The organism is Bradyrhizobium sp. SYSU BS000235 (genome assembly GCF_049747295.1).
GTDB lineage: Bacteria > Pseudomonadota > Alphaproteobacteria > Rhizobiales > Xanthobacteraceae > Afipia.
Window position 1 is genome coordinate 5,275,946 of sequence record NZ_JBMHJM010000001.1, and the last position, 16,967, is coordinate 5,292,912.

The following is a 16,967-nucleotide window of genomic DNA, read 5'->3' on the forward strand; positions in this document are numbered from 1 at the left end:
AGGCGATTTCATGAACGTGCCGCTCGTTAAGACCACCAGTCCGCTTCTCACTTCGGCGCCTGTGACCACAGCCGAAGTGGTCGCCTTGCCAAAGCCACCTCGCAGTTTCATGGCGAATACGCTGTTGCCGAACCTGCGGGCGCTGGCGGAGCGCGTCATTCCGCCGGTTATCATGCTCGTCCTGATCTTCGGTGTCTGGCAGCTCCTCTGCATGAAGCCGGGCGCGACGCTGCCGTCGCCGTCGCGGATCTGGACGGAGTCCAAGGATCTCATCGTCGACCCGTTCTTCGTCACCGGCCCACAGGACATCGGGCTTGGCTGGCGTGTTTTGACCTCGCTCCAGCGTGTCGCCGTCGGATTTGGCCTCGCAGGTGTCGTCGGCGTCCTGGTCGGTGCGATCATCGGCCAGTCGATCTGGGCGATGCGCGGTCTTGATCCGATCTTCCAGGTGATGCGCACCGTGCCGCCGCTGGCATGGCTGCCGATCTCGCTGGCTGCATTCCGCGACAGCAATCCATCCGCGATCTTCGTGATCTTCATCACCTCGATCTGGCCGATCATCATCAACACCGCGGTCGGAATCCGCAACATCCCGCAGGATTACCGCAATGTCGCGGCGGTGGTTCGGCTCAACCCGCTCGAATTCTTCTGGAAGATCATGATCCCGTCCGCGGCGCCGTACATCTTTACGGGTCTACGCATCGGCATCGGCCTGGCATGGCTCGCGATCGTCGCGGCTGAAATGCTCACCGGCGGCGTGGGGATCGGCTTCTTCATCTGGGATGCGTGGAATTCATCCCGGCTGCCCGACATCTTCGTCGCGCTCGCCTATATCGGCGGCGTCGGCTTCATCCTCGATCGCATCGTTGCCGCTGTCGGAAACATCGCCACGCGCGGTGCGCAGGCGAATTAACGGGAGAACGGCCGTGACCTATCTGAAGCTCGATCACATCGACAAAGTCTTCACCCGCGGTTCAACAACGAGCGAAGTGCTGAAGGACATCAACCTGACCGTGGAGCAGGGTGACTACGTTTCCATCATCGGCCATTCCGGCTGTGGCAAGTCCACGCTGTTGAACATCATTGCCGGTCTGACAAACGCCACCCAGGGCGGCGTGTTGCTGGAAGAGCGCGAGGTGAATGCGCCTGGCCCGGATCGGGCAGTGGTGTTCCAAAACCATTCGCTGCTGCCGTGGCTGTCGACTTACGACAATGTGCGTCTCGGCGTCGACAAGGTCTTTAGCTCAACCAAGACCCGCGCCGAACGGCACGACTGGGTGATGCACAATCTGGACCTCGTCCAGATGGGACACGCCAAGGACAAGCGGCCTTCCGAGATTTCCGGTGGCATGAAGCAGCGCGTCGGCATTGCACGCGCGCTGGCGATGGAGCCGAAAGTCCTGCTGCTGGACGAGCCGTTCGGCGCCCTCGATGCGCTGACGCGCGCGCACCTGCAGGACTCTGTCATGGCTCTGCACCAGAAGCTCAACAACACCGTGATCATGATCACGCACGACGTCGACGAGGCTGTGCTGCTGTCGGATCGCATCGTGATGATGACCAATGGTCCCAGTGCGCGGATCGGGGAAGTGCTTGAGGTGCCGCTGCCGCATCCGCGCAAGCGGCTCGAGCTGGCAACCAACCCGATCTACCTCAAATGCCGGCAACGCGTGCTGGAATTCCTCTACGAGCGTCATCGCTTTGTGGAAGCCGCATAAGGACGCCATTCATGAGTGAACCACTCGTCATCATTGGAAATGGAATGGCAGCAGCTCGCTTCGTCGAGGAGATGGCGAAGCGATCACTCGGACGATACGCGATCGCCGTGATCGGAGACGAGCCGCGCCTCGCTTACAATCGGGTTCTTCTGTCATCGGTGCTCGCGGGTGAGGCGACCTCGCAGGAGATCGAGCTCAAGTCCGCTGGCTGGTGGCGCGATCGCGGCGTGACCGTCACATACGGCTGCGCAGCCACGAGCATTGATCCATCGCAGCGAACGGTCGCTCTCGCCAATGGCGGCAGCGTCAAATACTCCAAGCTCGTACTTGCGACAGGATCGATTCCACTACGCCTCAACGTGCCGGGGGCAGACCTGCCCGGCGTTCATACGTTTCGCGACAGCCGGGATGTGGACTACCTCTTGACGCTCGCTGATGAGAAGAAGCGTGTCGTCGTCATTGGCGGCGGGTTGCTTGGTCTTGAAGCCGCCTATGGCCTCGCCAAAGCCGGCGCAAAAATCACACTGGTCCATCTGATGGATCGATTGATGGAGCGGCAGCTCGATGGCCCCGCCGCGGCACTCCTCAAGCAGCTCGTCGAACGCAAAGGGATCGAGATCGTTCTCGGCGCCAACACGAAGCAGATCACCGGCGAGGGGTATGTTCAGGGCGTCGAACTGACCGACGGGCGGACAATCAGCACCGACGCCGTGATCTTTGCAGCCGGTATCCGTCCCAATAGTCAGCTTGCGAAAGATGCCGGCGTCGAGGTCAACCGCGGTGTTCTTGTTGATGACCGGATGCGTACAGCGCATCAGGACATTTACGCCCTCGGTGAATGCGCCGAGCATCGGGGCGTCTGCTACGGACTGGTCGAACCCGCCTATGAGCAGGCGCGCGTTCTTGCCGATCACTTGGCGGATAAGCCATCCCAATACACGGGAAGCGTAACGGCCACGAACCTCAAAGTATCGGGCGTGAATGTGTTCTCCGCTGGAGACTTTCTGGCGGAAGACGATTGCGAGACGATTTTATTCAATGACGTGCAACGCGGCACATACAAAAAGCTGGTGGTGGCGGACAGCCGCCTGAAGGGCGCGGTCCTGGTTGGCGATACCCAGGATGCGCTTTGGTACCTCGAACTGATCCGGACAACGGCGTCTATCGAAACGGTGCGTGGGGACATGATGTTCGGTCGCGCCCTTGCACAACCGAAGGCGGCATGACGATGTCCGGCGACTTTTCTTCTGATCAGAAGCGATATCTCGAGGGTTTTGTTTCCGGCCTCAGTGCATCGCGGCTTTCGCGTGCCGCTGCGCCTGCGAAGTCCGAACCGGTTGGACCTGACGCCATCCATCTCAAAGCGCAGGATCGGACGGTGGCGGCCGGTGGCAAGCTCAATGACCAAGAGAAGATCAAACGCGACGAGCATCCGTTCGATGCTTATCCGCGACTCGTAGCACAGGCACGCAATGACGAAGCCCCGAAGCCGGCCGACAATTTCCGCTGGCGCTATTACGGCATCTTCTACGTCGCGCCGACCCAGTCGTCCTACATGTGCCGCCTGCGGATTCCCAATGGCGTCCTGAAGCATTGGCAGTTCGCCGGTGTTGCCGAGGTTGCCGAGCAATTCGGTGGCCCTTACGCCCACGTCACCACTCGGGCAAACCTGCAGCTTCGCGAGATCGAGCCGAAGAACGCGGTCAATGTGATCGAGGCCATCCAGGATCTCGGCCTGTGTTCGCGCGGCTCGGGCGCGGACAACATCCGTAACGTCACCGGCACTCCAACGGCCGGGATCGATCCGCAGGAACTGCTCGACACACGGCCCCATGCACGCGCGTGGCATTACCACATCCTCAACGACCGCACGCTCTACGGCCTGCCGCGCAAGTTCAATGTCGCGTTCGATGGAGCAGGGCGCATCGCTGTCCTTGAGGATACCAACGACATCGCCTTTCAGGCGGTCGAGGTGCTTGAAGGACATGGCGTCGCGCCGGGCATCTACTATCGGCTCGCCCTTGGCGGCATTACGGGACACCGCGACTTTGCCCGCGATACTGGCGTCATCCTGAAGCCCGAAGAAGCAACCTCAATTGCCGACGCAATCGTCAGGGTCTTCATCGAGCATGGCGACAGAACCAACCGCAACAAGGCGCGGCTCAAATACGTGCTCGATGCGTGGGGTTTCGAGAAATTCCTCACCGCGGTCGAAGAGAAGCTCGGGCGTAAGTTGACGCGCTTGCCCACTGAAGCGATTGCACCGCGGCCGGTCTATGATCGTCTCGCGCATATCGGCGTTCATCCGCAGAAGCAACCGGGGCTGAACTGGATCGGCGTCGCGCTGAAGCTCGGCCGCCTGTCGCCGGACCAGATCCGGGGACTGGCCAAGCTCGCCGCGGATTTCGGTGACGGCGATATTCGGCTCACGGTCTGGCAGAACCTGCTGCTCTCTGGAATTGCGGATGCGGATGTATCGATCGTCGTTGCCGCCGTCGAGGCACTGGGGCTGTCCGCCACAACATCCGCCATCCGTGCCGGCCTGATCTCATGCACCGGTGCGACGGGCTGCCGCTTCGCCGCCGCGCATACCAAGGAAAACGCCGACGACATCGCGACATGGTGCGAAGAGCGCATTCAGCTTGAAACGCCGGTCAACATCCATCTCACTGGATGTCATCACACCTGCGCGCAGCACTACATCGGCGACATCGGCCTGATCGGCGCACGCGTGCCGGTGAATGACGACGGCGATACCGTCGACGGCTATCACATCCTCGTCGGCGGCGGGTACGGGACAGACGCAGCAATCGCGCGTGAACTCTACCAAAACGTCAAAGCCGATGAAGCGCCCCAAGTTGTCGAGCAGATCCTGAAGACGTTTATCGCCAATCGATCATCCGAGCAGGAGACATTTGTCGCGTTTACCCGCCGATACGAGATCGACGCCCTGAAGCGGCTGATGGCGCATGAGGAGATGGCCGCATGAATCAGATGTCGCCGCCTCCTGTTGTCGAGCTGATCCCCGACACCGCGCCGTTCTCGCCGGAACAACGCTCATGGCTGAACGGCTTCTTTGCCGGGATCGTGTCGCTCGACAGTGCTGTGACGCCGCTATCGTCCGAACAGGGCGCCGCGGTCATGAAAGGCCCTGGCGACGGTGATGACGGCGAGGCCCCTTGGCATGACCAGACCATGCCCATCGACGAGCGGATGAAGCTCGCCGAAGGCCGTCCGTTGCGCCGCCGGATGATGGCAGCCATGGCGCAGCAGGATTGCGGGCAGTGCGGCTACAACTGCCACGACTATTCGGAGGCGATCGCGAGCAGGGCAGAGGCGCGTCTCAATCTCTGCGTTCCCGGCGGCAAGGACACCGCGCGGATGCTCAAGAACCTTTATGAGGAACTGGGCAAGGCTCCGGCGGCTGCCACACCACCCGCAGTTCAGCAGGCAGCACCGGCGCCTACCGCTTCGGCCTCTTCCCCAGGGCGCTCGCGCGATAATCCGGTGGACGCAGTGTTCCTGTCACGCAGGCGGCTCAACAAGCCGGGCTCCGAGAAGGACACATGGCATCTGGAATTCGATCTGTCCGGATCGGATCTCGATTATGTGGTGGGAGACTCGTTCGGGATTTTTCCAGTCAATGATCCCGCATTGGCGGACGCAGTGCTGGCTCGCCTCAAGGCTGAAGCCGATCACATGATCGGAGCACGATCGCTGCGCGACGTCCTGATCAGCGACGTGTCCCTCGCGCCCGCACCGGATTCGCTGTTTCAGTTGATCTCCTACATCACCGGCGGCGAGCGTCGTCAGAAGGCGAAAGCGCTGTCGTCCGGAGACGATCCCGATGGCGACGCGACGACGCTCGACGTGCTTGCGGCACTCGAAAAGTTTCCGGATGTCAGGTTTGACCCGGAAGCGTTCATCGAAGCGCTCGAACCGTTGCAGCCGAGGCTCTACTCCATTTCCTCGTCGTTCAATGCAACGCCCGGGAAGATTTCGCTGTCCGTCGACGCCGTCCGTTACGCCGTCAAGAACCGTAAGCGCACGGGCGTTGCCTCCACCTTTCTCGCGGACCGCGTGAAGCCCGGCGACGTGTTGAAGGTTTATGTGCAGAAGGCCCATGCGTTCGGCCTGCCGCAGGATTCCAACGTGCCGATTATCATGGTCGGTCCGGGGACTGGCGTGGCGCCGTTCCGCGCATTCCTGCATGACCGTCAGGCCACTAAGGCCAAGGGCCGCAACTGGTTGTTTTTCGGCCACCAGCGCAGCGATTTCGATTTCTTCTATTCGGACGAACTCAATGCGATGAAGGCGTCCGGATTGCTGACGCGCCTGTCGCTGGCGTGGTCCCGCGACGGCGCCGAGAAATTCTACGTGCAGGATCGCATGCGCGAAGTCGGCCGTGAGCTATGGGCGTGGCTGGCAGACGGTGCCCACGTTTATGTGTGCGGCGACGCCAAGCGAATGGCCAAAGACGTCGAACGGGCGCTGGTGGACATCGTTGCCCAGTTCGGTGCGCGTTCAACCGATGACGCGGTCAGCTTTGTCGCCGATTTGAAGAAAAAGGGCCGTTATCAGCAGGATGTCTACTGATGGCAGACATCGCACACGGGAAAATTTGTTTGCACGGGAGCCGGGCAGGAGGGAATTTCTCTCCTCCGCCACCACCAGAGGTAAGAATATCGTCTTTTTTCCCAAGGACTTGTAACCCGCAGCATCACCCCTTTTTTTATGGGCATTATGATACAGCGGAGTTCCACCATGCGAGGCGTTCAGTCACGCGCCAGCGCCCAGGCCGAGGTGCGATCGGAAGATCGCTTCCACACATTTGCTGTCTACGGCGCATTCGCGGTGATTGCAGCGATCGTATTCGGCACGTTGTCCTATCATCCCTTCTAACCATTGACGTCTGCGTCATGCGGGCTACCGCATGACAGCGCTCGATCCCGCCCTCAAGGCCACACGCACGACATGTCCCTATTGCGGCGTGGGCTGTGGTGTCCTTGCGACCCCGAATGGAGCAGGCGCCGCGGCGATTGCGGGCGATCCGGATCACCCCGCGAATTTCGGCCGCCTCTGTTCCAAAGGCTCTGCGCTTGGCGAAACGCTGAGCCTTGATGGCCGCCTGCTGCACCCGATGATCAGGGTGTCGAGCGGCAAGCTGGAGCAGGTGGCATGGACCGACGCGCTCGATCACGTCGCGCATCGGCTGCAGCACATCATTGCCAAGCATGGACCTGATTCCGTTGCGTTCTATTTGTCCGGACAGCTTCTGACCGAGGACTACTACGTCGCAAACAAGCTGATGAAGGGATTCATCGGCACCGCCAACGTCGATACCAATTCGCGGCTTTGCATGGCCTCGTCCGTTGCCGGTCATCGCCGTGCCTTCGGCGCGGATACCGTACCCGGCTGTTATGAGGATCTGGATCAAGCCGACCTTCTGGTGCTTGTCGGCTCCAATGCCGCCTGGTGCCATCCCATCCTGTTTCAGCGCATGATTGCCAACAAGCAGACGCGCGGCGCGCGGATCATTGTGATCGATCCGCGGCAAACCGAAACGTCCGGCGATGCCGATCTATTCCTCGGCCTGAAGCCCGGAACAGACACCGCGCTGTTCTGCGGATTGCTGGTTTACCTCGCTGATAACGGTGGGCTCGACGACGCCTACATCACACGGCACACGTCCGGGTTTACTGAGGCTCTCGAACGCGCCCGGACCATTGCAGGAAGTGTTGCAGCGACAGCCTTGGCGACCGGACTTGCCGAGACAGACGTCGCGACGTTCTTCAATCTTGTCCTCAACACGCCGCGCACCGTCACGCTGTACTCGCAGGGTGTCAATCAGTCGGCGCAAGGCACCGACAAGGTCAACGCGATCATCAACTGTCATTTCGCCACCGGGCGGATCGGCAAGGCCGGTATGGGGCCGTTCTCATTGACCGGTCAGCCCAATGCCATGGGCGGGCGAGAGGTTGGGGGCCTCGCCAATCAGCTTGCCGCGCACATGGGCTTCACGCCACGTGACATCGATCGGGTGCGGCGGTTCTGGCATGCGCCGCATGTCGCCACCCATGAAGGCCTCAAGGCGGTTCAGATGTTTCAGGCCATCGGCCGCGGCGACATCAAGGCGCTGTGGGTGATGGGGACCAATCCTGCTGTATCCCTGCCGAACGCCGATGCGGTTCGCACGGCGATGACAAAGCTCGATCTTCTGGTGATCTCGGAAAACGTGACGTCCAACGACAGCATCAACTCCGGTGCGCATGTTCTGTTGCCGGCTTTGGCATGGGGCGAGAAGTCCGGCACGGTCACCAATTCCGAACGGAGAATTTCAAGGCAACGCGCGTTTCTGCCCGCGCCAGGGGAGGCAAAGCCCGACTGGTGGATCATCAGCGAAGTCGCAAAGCGTCTGGGTCACGGGCAGGCCTTTGCCTACACATCGGCGGCTGACATCTTTCGCGAGCACGCAAGCCTTTCGGAGTTTGAAAACAGCGGGAGCCGCGACTTCGATATCGGTGCGCTCGCCGACATGACGGACACCGACTTCGATACGATGGCGCCGTTGATGTGGCCTGCAAGCCGCGGCGGCGATCCACAGACGCGTTTCTTTTCGGATGGCGGCTTTTTCTCATTCGACCGCAAAGGGCATTTCATTGCACCCGAGATGCCGATGTTGCGCGGTGCGACGTCAGCCGCCTATCCGTTGCGCCTGAACACCGGCCGCATTCGCGATCAATGGCACACCATGACCCGAACGGGGAGCAGTCCGCGGCTGGGGCAGCATCTGCCTGAACCGTTCGTCGAAATTCACCCGGCCGATGCTGCGCAGGTGGGTGTTGTCGATGGCGGTTTTGCACGCATTGCGACCGGGCTCGGCCAGTGCGTGCTGAAAGCCGTGGTCACCGAACGGCAGCAGCGCGGCATGGTGTTTGCGCCGATTCACTGGAGCGATGAGACAGCGTCGTTCGCACGAGTCGGCTCGCTGGCCGCGCCGGTCACGGACCCGTTCTCGGGACAACCTGAGAACAAGGCAACACCTGCCGCGATCGAACCCGTGATCTTTGCACAACGTGGCTTCGTGCTGTCGCGCAAACCGCTCACGTTTCCGAGCCATGTCTGGTGGGCGCGCGTCGCAGTCCCGGCAGGCACGGGCTATCTGCTGGCCGCCGATGATGCCGTCGAGAATTGGCGATCATGGTTCGGCACCACGGGGAACGATGGAGAAAATATTGAATACGCGGATGCGGGGCGGGGCGTTTATCGCGCTGCACGGCTCGATAATGGCGAACTCGCGGCCTGTCTCTTCATCGGCCCCGCCGGCACCGCAATGGATTGGGAGGCGGTCAAACCGCTGCTCACGGCGGGGGCCTTGAGCGATGACCAGCGACGCCTTCTGTTGTCGGGCAAGTCCGCGGATGGCGCCGGTGGTTCAGGCCCCATTGTCTGCGCCTGCTTTGGCGTCGGACGAACGACGATCTGCAACACCATCGCCGCCGGTCAGGCCACGCTTGCCGATCTTGGCGCTCAATTGCGCGCCGGGACAAACTGCGGATCATGCATCCCGGAGCTCAAACGGCTGATCGCTCAACATTCACCGGCTGAAACCGCCGAACGTCCAGTGCCACGGGAAACCGCGGCAGCGAGCTAGTTTCTTGACCGCCTCGAATGTTGCAAAGCGAAAAGGCCGGCCCGTCCTCAAGCGCGCCTTGACGCGCTGCCTTGCTTTGGCAAGAAGGAGGCCGATCATTCCCTGGAGTTTACGAAATGCCGCTGACGCCCCAAGCCATCGAGACCCTGAAGCACGTTTCGACGGCCACCATTACGACTGTTCTGCTCAAAAAAGGCCTTCGCAACATCTGGATGCGCGGCACGCGTCCGCTGCGGCCCGGGCAAGAACGGCTTGTCGGCCCTGCCTTCACGTTGCGTTTCGTGCCGGCCCGCGAGGATCTGGCGACGCCGGAGTCCTGGTCGAAGCCGATTTCGACCCGCACGGCCATCGAGGCGATGCCGGCCGGCTGTATCGCGGTGGTTGATGCCATGGGCATCACTGACGCGGGAATCTTTGGCGATATTCTTTGCGCCCGCATGGCCAAGCGGGGCGTGGTCGCTCTGGTGACTGACGGCGTGGTGCGCGATGTGGAAGGCGTGCTTGGCACCGGATTGCCTGTGTGGTGCGACGGTGCTGCCGCGCCTCCATCCGTGGCAGGTTTGACGTTCGTCAATTGGGGCGAACCGATCGGGTGCGGCGGCGTCGCCGTATTCCCTGACGACGTTGTCGTTGTTGACCAGGATGGCGCAGTGCTGATCCCTCAGGCATTCCTCGATCACGTGCTGGCGGAAGGGCCGGAGCAGGAAGCAACCGAGGCCTGGATCGTCAACGAGGTTATCAACAATGGCGCTGAGCTGCCGGGTCTGTATCCAATGAACGCAGAAACCAAGGCACGTTACGCAGCCTCAAAGGGCAAAAAATAACTGGTGGTCTGATTCTAACGTTCGCTGGCGGGCTCAAAACTGGGCCCGCCGCCATCCTACGACAGCGGCTTCAACACGGCTTCCGGACTCGCTGTTGCGCCATTCGCCGTCCACCCAGCGGCAGGGAAATGGCAGTTGATAGGTGCCGCTTTTATCCTCGCACAGCAGTTGCACGGACTCGTTCGGCGGCGGCTCACCGTGTCCGTTAAATTCCGCCAGACGTTGCATGCGTGTCGCCATGGGCAATCCTCCCGGGCACAGAACGCGCAGTCACAAGACGCGTTCCTGAATTCATATTGAACTTAGTGTTTGGAGAGGTTTGCGTTTTTCGTATGGCACGGCTTGTGCCACGAGGAATGGAACTCACAACACATTTTGTTTTTTCGAAGTTGCAACGGAGTTTCTGAGATCGAGAAAAGTATTGGTTTACGTCTGAGCAGCGAATGTTGGCGTGCACAGAAAGGAGGTAGACCATGCAGCCAATCATTCTCGTGTTCGTTGGCGTGGCCGGCGTTTTCCTGCTCGCCGGTGTTACAAAGAACCAGGGCTGGTATCTTTCTGACCAACTCTGTCAGCAGGGTGCAATTCTCTGTGATAATCCTGGTCTTATACTTATTGGTGTTTGTGTCATCGCGTTGATTGTGTCGATCCGAGCGGTCGTCAAAACCTGAGCCTGCAGTACGTCTTGTTCTGAACGGGACGCGTTCACATCACGTGGACGTACCAGGAGTCGTCTGCCTCGGTCATAGCGGAGGCGGGCGCGATTGTTGATATCGTTACGTCTGCATCGGGGTTGGCTGGCTTCGCTTCGGAGCCAGTCGCCCCGTGCATGGCAACTGCAATTTCCGGTTGCTGAACGCGCTTGATGCCTTCCGCGTCGACTGCGAAGACGGGTGTGTATTTGCTGATCTCGGCATCTTCCACCATCACGAAGAACCGGTTGTCGAGAATGTGCCAACGGCCATCGACACGTGCGGCGACGACGGCGTGATCCTCACCGGTTGCATTCTCGCGCATGATGATCAGGCGGACATTGTCGCGAGAGACGCCGGCCTCGTGCAGCGCGACCAGTTTTGCGATTGCATAGTCCTCGCAATCGCCCGCACCCGCCGCAAGCGTTGCGAGAGGCGAGGTCCAGTGATCGTCGACGCCATATTGAGCGCGATCACTCACCGGCCGGACGGCCAAATTGATGGCCCGATTGATCTCGCCCAAACGCGCCAATCCGTCGCGCGATGATGCGGCATTAGCGATCTTGAGAAACTGGATGGCAGCGGGGGAGATGCAATTCGAAATATCGGCCCGACAATCGGCAATGATGTTGATGTCGCCCCGGATTGCACGTTCGGCATCGCGCCACTTTGCCACCAGAGGTCCTTCAGGGAGCGCGACGGTGAGAAGACCGAATGGCTCGCCCTGGGACTTGCCCGCACTGAGGATGGATTGTTCGGTAGTGAGACCACGCTCCGCGTGGGCGACAGCATGATCGATGACGATCAAAGCCACGACAGCAAACGCAACAGCCCAGGCGCGCGAGCGCAGGGAAACCAACAAAGCCGACATGTGACGCCCCTTGTCCGGACATCGGCTTGCAGTTGTCTGCCCGCTCGTGACCGGATCATTCGTCACACGGTTTACGCGGCGGTCTTTTCCAGGCCGTTTAACGGGGAGGGAATCCCGCTGATTTGCTTCAAATAGCGCGAAAGATGACCGACCGTTTTCGCTAAACTTTTAGGTACGGCTAATACGGCGAGGAAGGCGGCGGGATGGCTTAGGTCTTGAGTAAAACCTGGGAGCTGGCGGCCCTTTATCCTCAAGCGCTCAAGTCAAATGAAGTAATAATTTGCCCGGACACGACTTTCAGCGGCCAGTTCTAGCCTCGAATAGCGGTAGTTTGCCTTGCGAAAGGCTGAGCGCGCCCAAAATCTGATTGCGAAATCACGGGATTAGCGCCGATTTCACGCAGGGTTAACAGTTATAGTCAGGTGCTTTTACGCAACAGTCCGGGGCAAGGCCGTGGAATACTGCAATTCACTATTAAAGTTCCGGCGCGTGATGTTATAAATCGTTCATCCTATAAGTTTTTGAAGTATTAACCTTTTGAACTGGCGGTCGCCGTGAATTTTTCAGGAAGCGTCGATGCGGAGCTCTCGCACGGTTCGCCGGCATCGTTTGATGGCGAGAAATTCAACTTCGATTCCAAGCCGGGCGTTGTGCTCAATCACGATGCATCCGGCGCTGTTGTCGTGCCCGATGCACATCTGCTGTTTTCCGGTGACTACAAGCGGATGGGAAATGATCTGATCATTTCATCGTCCGATCAGAAATTCGTCGTTGGAAACTATTTCAAAGGAGAAGGCCGCCCGTCGCTTGCGACGAAGGACGGCGCGACTTTATCCGGCCACATCGTCGATGCGCTCACCGGGCACGTCATGTACGCGCAGGCGGCGGCTCCCGCAGGAAGCGCGGTGTGCGGGCATGTGATGAAGATGACCGGCAGCGCGAGCGTGATCCGCAACGGCGTGTCGGTCGAACTCCACATCGGCGATGCCATTCAAAAGGGCGATGTGGTTCAGACCGGATCGGATTCGTCCATCGGTATGACGCTCGTTGACGGCAGCGCATTCGGCATGACGTCGAACGCCCGCATGGTGATCAACGAGATGATCTATGATCCCAACGGATCGTCGAATTCGTCGCTGATCAGTCTTGTTCAGGGGACGATCACATTCGTCGCGGGACAAACCGCCAAGAACGGCAACATGCGCGTCGACACACCTGTCGCGACGATGGGTATTCGCGGCACGGCAGTTCTGGTCGAGATTTCCGCGAACGACGGTCCGACCAAGTTTTCTGTCCTGGTCGAGCCGGATGGGCACACCGGCTCATACAATCTCTACGACAAAACAACCGGGCAGTTGCTCGGGACGGTGTCGCAATCCGGGCAGGTGACATTTGTCACCTCAACAGGGCTTGGCCTGCCGGCGACGGCCACGGAGCAACCCAAGACCCTGCAGGATCAGCAGTCGGAGAAGGCCCTCATTCAGCAGGTCTTCCAGCTTTACTTCCCGAATTACGTTCCCGATGACTCAAAGCCGAACACGACCAAAACCGGACACACCGATGTCGGTGTCCCGGATAGTTCGCTCCCAAAATACGCGTTCGACCCGACAACGGGACGGCCGACACTGACCGTGCCCACGCAGGTCACCAATCCGGAAACCGGCAAGATAACCGTCGTCAATATCACCTTCACGAATACGCCTGCGATCTTCCAAGTGACAAATGCAGCGGATGTCCAAGCGTCGCCGTCGGACGCTCTTGGCCCTCACAGCTTCCGGCTTGGCGATCACGTCACGATCATCGACCCCGACATCGGCATCGCCGTGTTCTACGACCGGGCTGTACCGTACGTTACGAACACCGGCGTAATCGTTCAAACCACGGGGCCGGCGTCGATCTCGTCGAACACCGCATATCTGCTCGATCCGAGTCTGATCACGCTCGATCGCGCGACGGGTATCGTCACCTATGATCCGGAGGCTTTCAGGTTTCTCGGCGAAGGTGAGACGGCGGTCTACAAATTCATATTCACAAGTTCATCCGGACCGGATTCGGCGAGCCAGCAGCTTGTCTTTACGGTCACGGGCCACAACGACGCACCGGTATTTGCAGTCAACGACACCCCGCTGGCGCTCAGCGAAACCGCGGGTCAAACCGGCCAATCGACGTCAGACAAGATTACCTCGATCCAGTTGAACTTCACGGACGAGGACTACAGCGACGTCGCCAGCAGCTTCACGCTATCCAGCAGTGTCACCACGAAAGTGACAGGGACGCATTCGACGACGCCGGATCTGTCCAAGCTTCCCGACGGCGACACGCTCAAATCATACCTCAAGATCGTTGCGGACGGCGTCGATACCAATCTTGGTGTCTCGCGGACGGTGTTGTCTGACTCAGGACAAATCACCGCGAAGTTTACCGCGCCGGACAACGTCTTCGATTTTCTCGCCGAAGGCGAGCAGATCCAGCTTGTCTATACGATCGTTGTGACGGACGCGCATGGCGCATCCGATACGCAGACTGTCACCATCACGGTGACGGGCACGAACGATGAGCCCGTGATTGCGGCAGGTGATCGTGCACAGGTCACCACGATCCATGAAGTGGATAATCAGACGGGAGTTCCGACCGCAGACTCGTCTCCGGGTGGTTCGATCCACTTTAGCGATGTGGATCTGACGGATCGGCCGACAACATCGATTTCGTCGCAAACCGCGACCTATACATCGGCCGACGGTCAGGCGCTGACGCTCACCAGCGATCAATTGGCTGCCATCAAGGCCGGGTTGACGATTACGGCAGGTGCGAACAACAACAACGGTGTTGTCGATTGGGCCTACAGCATCGACGATGACAAGCTCGATTTTCTTTCAAAAGACGAGGTCATTACGCTCGTCACGACAATTGAGGTCACGGATGGTCACGGCGGCGTGGCCACCGCAACGGTCACGCTCAACATTCAGACGGGTGCCAACGACAAGCCGGTAGTCGAGGCCGTACACGATGTATCACTCGTTGAGCAACCCGACTCGCTTCACGAAACAATCGTGGCGCAGTTCACAGATGCCGACCTGACCGAGACCGGACATACCGCTTCCGTCGAGAAAGTAATTGTCACGGGCGTTGTTCCTCCCGGGACACCATCCGGCGAACTGACAAGTGGGGCGCTCTACGGTCTTCTTAGCCCTGGTACAGTTACCAAGCTGTCCGGCAAATCGGTCGGCACGGCGGAATTCAACTTCAATGCGAAGCCGGGTGTATTCGACTATCTCGCCGCCGGCGAGGTTGTCACGCTGGTCTATACGATTGCGGTCACCGATGCGGCCCATGCTTCGGATACACAGACCGTCACAATCACGGTGACCGGAACGAACGATGCCCCGACGATCACGAGCGCTGATCTTGTCGGCGGGGTGACCGAGCAGTGTTCACCGAACGGATCACTCACCGATAGCGGAACGATCGCTTTTGGCGACGTTGATCTATCGGACACGCATCACATCGATCCGATCCCTTCCAGCGGGACACTGGGGACCCTGACCGCTGAAGTCTGCAGGGACACAGTCGGCGGCATCGGCGGAGAGATTGCGTGGAAATACAAGGTCGACAGCCACGCCGTTGAATATCTTGCCGCAGGCGAGAGCAAGATTGAGACATTCATCGTCACACTGGACGATGGTCACGGCGGTACCGTATCGCAAACCATTGAGGTTACGATCACCGGCACCAACGACGCGCCTGTTATTGATACAATTGCAGCTACCAACCTGACTGAACCGGCCAATTCGTCTGATGCGATCTCATCGCTGCCGATCACCGTCACTTTCTCGGACGCTGATCTCGCAGATACGGGATATCACGCAACCATTACCGGTATCGCAATCGCGGGCGATCATGATGGGCTGCTGCTCAATGACGCCGCACTCAAGGATTTGATAACTGTCGACCAAGCCACCAAGGCGAGCGGTTCGACTGCAGGAGAGGTGGACCTCCACTTCTCAGCTCCATCATCAGCGTTCGATTATCTCGCCGCCAATGAATCCGTGACACTGACCTATACGGTCTCCGTCAACGATGGTCACACCAATGGCACAGGGACTCAGACTTTTACGGTCACCATCACCGGCACCAACGATGCGCCGGTTCTGACTGCGGACGCCGAGCACCCGCCGCAGTTGACAACCATCACTGAAGACCAGACTCACAATGACGGTCAGACCGTTGCTTCGTTTCTGGGACACAGCATCTCCGATGCCGATCACAACGCCCAAATCGGGATTGCTATTACCGGCGCAGAAAGCGCACACGGCCATTGGGAGTTTTCGATCGACGGAGGCGGCTGTTGGGACGGCTTTGGAAACTATGACCCGTCATCCGCTTTGTTGCTCAAGGATACGGACTTGATCAGGTTCGTACCGGATGGCGAGCATGGCGGAACCGATACGTTCAGTTATGTGGCCTGGGATGGGACGACCGGCACTCACGGGGAGACTGCCGACTCGTCCATGCGCGGAGGAGATACCGCGTTCTCCAATGCAAGCGACACGGCTGAATTATCGGTCACCTCAGTCAACGATGGCCCCACCATCAACTTCGACAACCTGCAGATCAGCACCGGCCACGGACCGACGACAGTCACAGGCCTGTCGATTTCAGATCCGGACAGCGATCATTTCACGATCGGAATTGACGCCGATCATGGAACTGTTTCCTTGGAAGGCGGAGAGTATGACGCGGCTGCAATCAGTGCGGCCTTGCAAGACGGGGTGGACTATAGGCGCGGCACGGATGGTTCCCCGTCTGGCAGCGTGACCTTTACGGTTTCAGATGGCAACGCGACGGACACCGTCAACTTTGTCTTCCGGCAAACCAGTTCCGGCCCTGTCACTCTTTTGGCGACCGAAAAAAATGACGTTCTCATTGGCGGGGCCGGGCATGATTATTTTGTGTTCTCGTCCGACTCCGGACATGACGTCATCACAAATTTCGATCCAGTCCGCGACAAGATTGTGCTCAACGGATTGGCAAGCGTGCCCCAAGGAGACCACTGGTTCAGCGAATGGGCGCACGATGCTATCGTCCCGCAGGGTGAGGACACCCTCATTCACCTCGACGGAACGGACACCGTTCTGCTGAAGAACGTGAATGCAGCCAATCTTCATGCCAATGATTTCATCATTTACACTCCCGTCTAACAAAGGCGGC

12 protein-coding genes are annotated in these 16,967 nt (G+C 59.5%); 10 read left to right on the forward strand and 2 right to left on the reverse strand.

The window, feature by feature from the left end; genetic code table 11:
* The first annotated feature begins 10 nt into the window (after positions 1-10).
* The 8 genes from ntrB (at position 11) to ACP0KA_RS24905 (ending at position 10,196) form a co-directional block, all read left to right on the forward strand.
* Positions 11-913, forward strand: coding sequence for a nitrate ABC transporter permease (gene ntrB / locus ACP0KA_RS24870; protein ID WP_424631371.1), 903 nt, complete (start codon positions 11-13; stop codon positions 911-913).
* Between the two features lie 13 nt (positions 914-926).
* Positions 927-1,718, forward strand: a complete 792-nt coding sequence (locus tag ACP0KA_RS24875; RefSeq protein WP_424631372.1) for an ABC transporter ATP-binding protein — start codon at positions 927-929, stop codon at positions 1,716-1,718.
* 11 nt (positions 1,719-1,729) lie between these two features.
* Positions 1,730-2,944 carry an NAD(P)/FAD-dependent oxidoreductase gene (locus ACP0KA_RS24880; RefSeq protein ID WP_424631373.1) on the forward strand — a complete coding sequence of 405 codons (1,215 nt, stop codon included), beginning with the start codon at positions 1,730-1,732 and terminating at the stop codon, positions 2,942-2,944.
* A 2-nt stretch (positions 2,945-2,946) separates the two neighbouring features.
* A complete protein-coding gene (locus tag ACP0KA_RS24885) occupies positions 2,947-4,707 on the forward strand; it encodes a NirA family protein (protein ID WP_424631713.1) in 1,761 nt (586 codons plus the stop codon).
* Positions 4,704-6,314, forward strand: a complete 1,611-nt coding sequence (locus ACP0KA_RS24890) for a sulfite reductase subunit alpha (RefSeq protein WP_424631374.1) — start codon at positions 4,704-4,706, stop codon at positions 6,312-6,314. Before ACP0KA_RS24885 ends, ACP0KA_RS24890 begins: the two co-directional genes overlap by 4 nt.
* Positions 6,315-6,482: 168 nt before the next feature.
* Positions 6,483-6,620 carry a hypothetical protein gene (locus ACP0KA_RS24895; RefSeq protein WP_424631375.1) on the forward strand — a complete coding sequence of 46 codons (138 nt, stop codon included), beginning with the start codon at positions 6,483-6,485 and terminating at the stop codon, positions 6,618-6,620.
* 31 nt (positions 6,621-6,651) lie between these two features.
* The gene (locus ACP0KA_RS24900; RefSeq protein ID WP_424631376.1) at positions 6,652-9,372 is read left to right on the forward strand and encodes a molybdopterin-dependent oxidoreductase; all 2,721 of its coding nucleotides are present in this window, start codon (positions 6,652-6,654) and stop codon (positions 9,370-9,372) included.
* Between the two features lie 116 nt (positions 9,373-9,488).
* Entirely contained in the window at positions 9,489-10,196 is a 708-nt protein-coding gene (locus ACP0KA_RS24905) for a ribonuclease activity regulator RraA (protein WP_424631377.1), read from the forward strand.
* Positions 10,197-10,229: 33 nt separating this feature from the next.
* On the opposite strand, the gene ACP0KA_RS24910 is transcribed toward ACP0KA_RS24905, so the two are convergent.
* Complete coding sequence (locus tag ACP0KA_RS24910; protein WP_424631378.1) at positions 10,230-10,436, reverse strand: hypothetical protein; 207 nt, start codon at positions 10,434-10,436, stop codon at positions 10,230-10,232.
* 233 nt (positions 10,437-10,669) lie between these two features.
* Between ACP0KA_RS24910 and ACP0KA_RS24915 the strand changes: the two genes are divergently transcribed.
* Positions 10,670-10,867: a hypothetical protein gene (locus tag ACP0KA_RS24915; protein WP_424631379.1), complete on the forward strand. Its 198-nt coding sequence runs from the start codon at positions 10,670-10,672 to the stop codon at positions 10,865-10,867.
* A gap of 34 nt (positions 10,868-10,901) precedes the next feature.
* Here ACP0KA_RS24915 and ACP0KA_RS24920 read toward each other — a convergent pair whose 3' ends face one another.
* Entirely contained in the window at positions 10,902-11,759 is an 858-nt protein-coding gene (locus tag ACP0KA_RS24920; protein ID WP_424631380.1) for a transglutaminase-like cysteine peptidase, read from the reverse strand.
* A gap of 554 nt (positions 11,760-12,313) precedes the next feature.
* On the opposite strand from ACP0KA_RS24920, the gene ACP0KA_RS24925 reads away from it, so the two are divergent.
* A complete protein-coding gene (locus ACP0KA_RS24925; protein WP_424631381.1) occupies positions 12,314-16,957 on the forward strand; it encodes a VCBS domain-containing protein in 4,644 nt (1,547 codons plus the stop codon).
* Positions 16,958-16,967 lie beyond the last annotated feature (10 nt).

What these genes read in the sequence shown, in the direction of transcription:
- ntrB (WP_424631371.1), top strand. Translation starts at nt 11, where the DNA reads ATGAACGTGCCGCTCGTTAAGACCACCAGTCCGCTTCTCACTTCGGCG.
- ACP0KA_RS24880 (WP_424631373.1), top strand. Translation starts at nt 1,730, where the DNA reads ATGAGTGAACCACTCGTCATCATTGGAAATGGAATGGCAGCAGCTCGC.
- ACP0KA_RS24885 (WP_424631713.1), top strand. Translation starts at nt 2,947, where the DNA reads ATGTCCGGCGACTTTTCTTCTGATCAGAAGCGATATCTCGAGGGTTTT.
- ACP0KA_RS24890 (WP_424631374.1), top strand. Translation starts at nt 4,704, where the DNA reads ATGAATCAGATGTCGCCGCCTCCTGTTGTCGAGCTGATCCCCGACACC.
- ACP0KA_RS24895 (WP_424631375.1), top strand. Translation starts at nt 6,483, where the DNA reads ATGCGAGGCGTTCAGTCACGCGCCAGCGCCCAGGCCGAGGTGCGATCG.
- ACP0KA_RS24900 (WP_424631376.1), top strand. Translation starts at nt 6,652, where the DNA reads ATGACAGCGCTCGATCCCGCCCTCAAGGCCACACGCACGACATGTCCC.
- ACP0KA_RS24905 (WP_424631377.1), top strand. Translation starts at nt 9,489, where the DNA reads ATGCCGCTGACGCCCCAAGCCATCGAGACCCTGAAGCACGTTTCGACG.
- ACP0KA_RS24910 (WP_424631378.1), bottom strand. Translation starts at nt 10,436, where the DNA reads ATGGCGACACGCATGCAACGTCTGGCGGAATTTAACGGACACGGTGAG.
- ACP0KA_RS24915 (WP_424631379.1), top strand. Translation starts at nt 10,670, where the DNA reads ATGCAGCCAATCATTCTCGTGTTCGTTGGCGTGGCCGGCGTTTTCCTG.
- ACP0KA_RS24920 (WP_424631380.1), bottom strand. Translation starts at nt 11,759, where the DNA reads ATGTCGGCTTTGTTGGTTTCCCTGCGCTCGCGCGCCTGGGCTGTTGCG.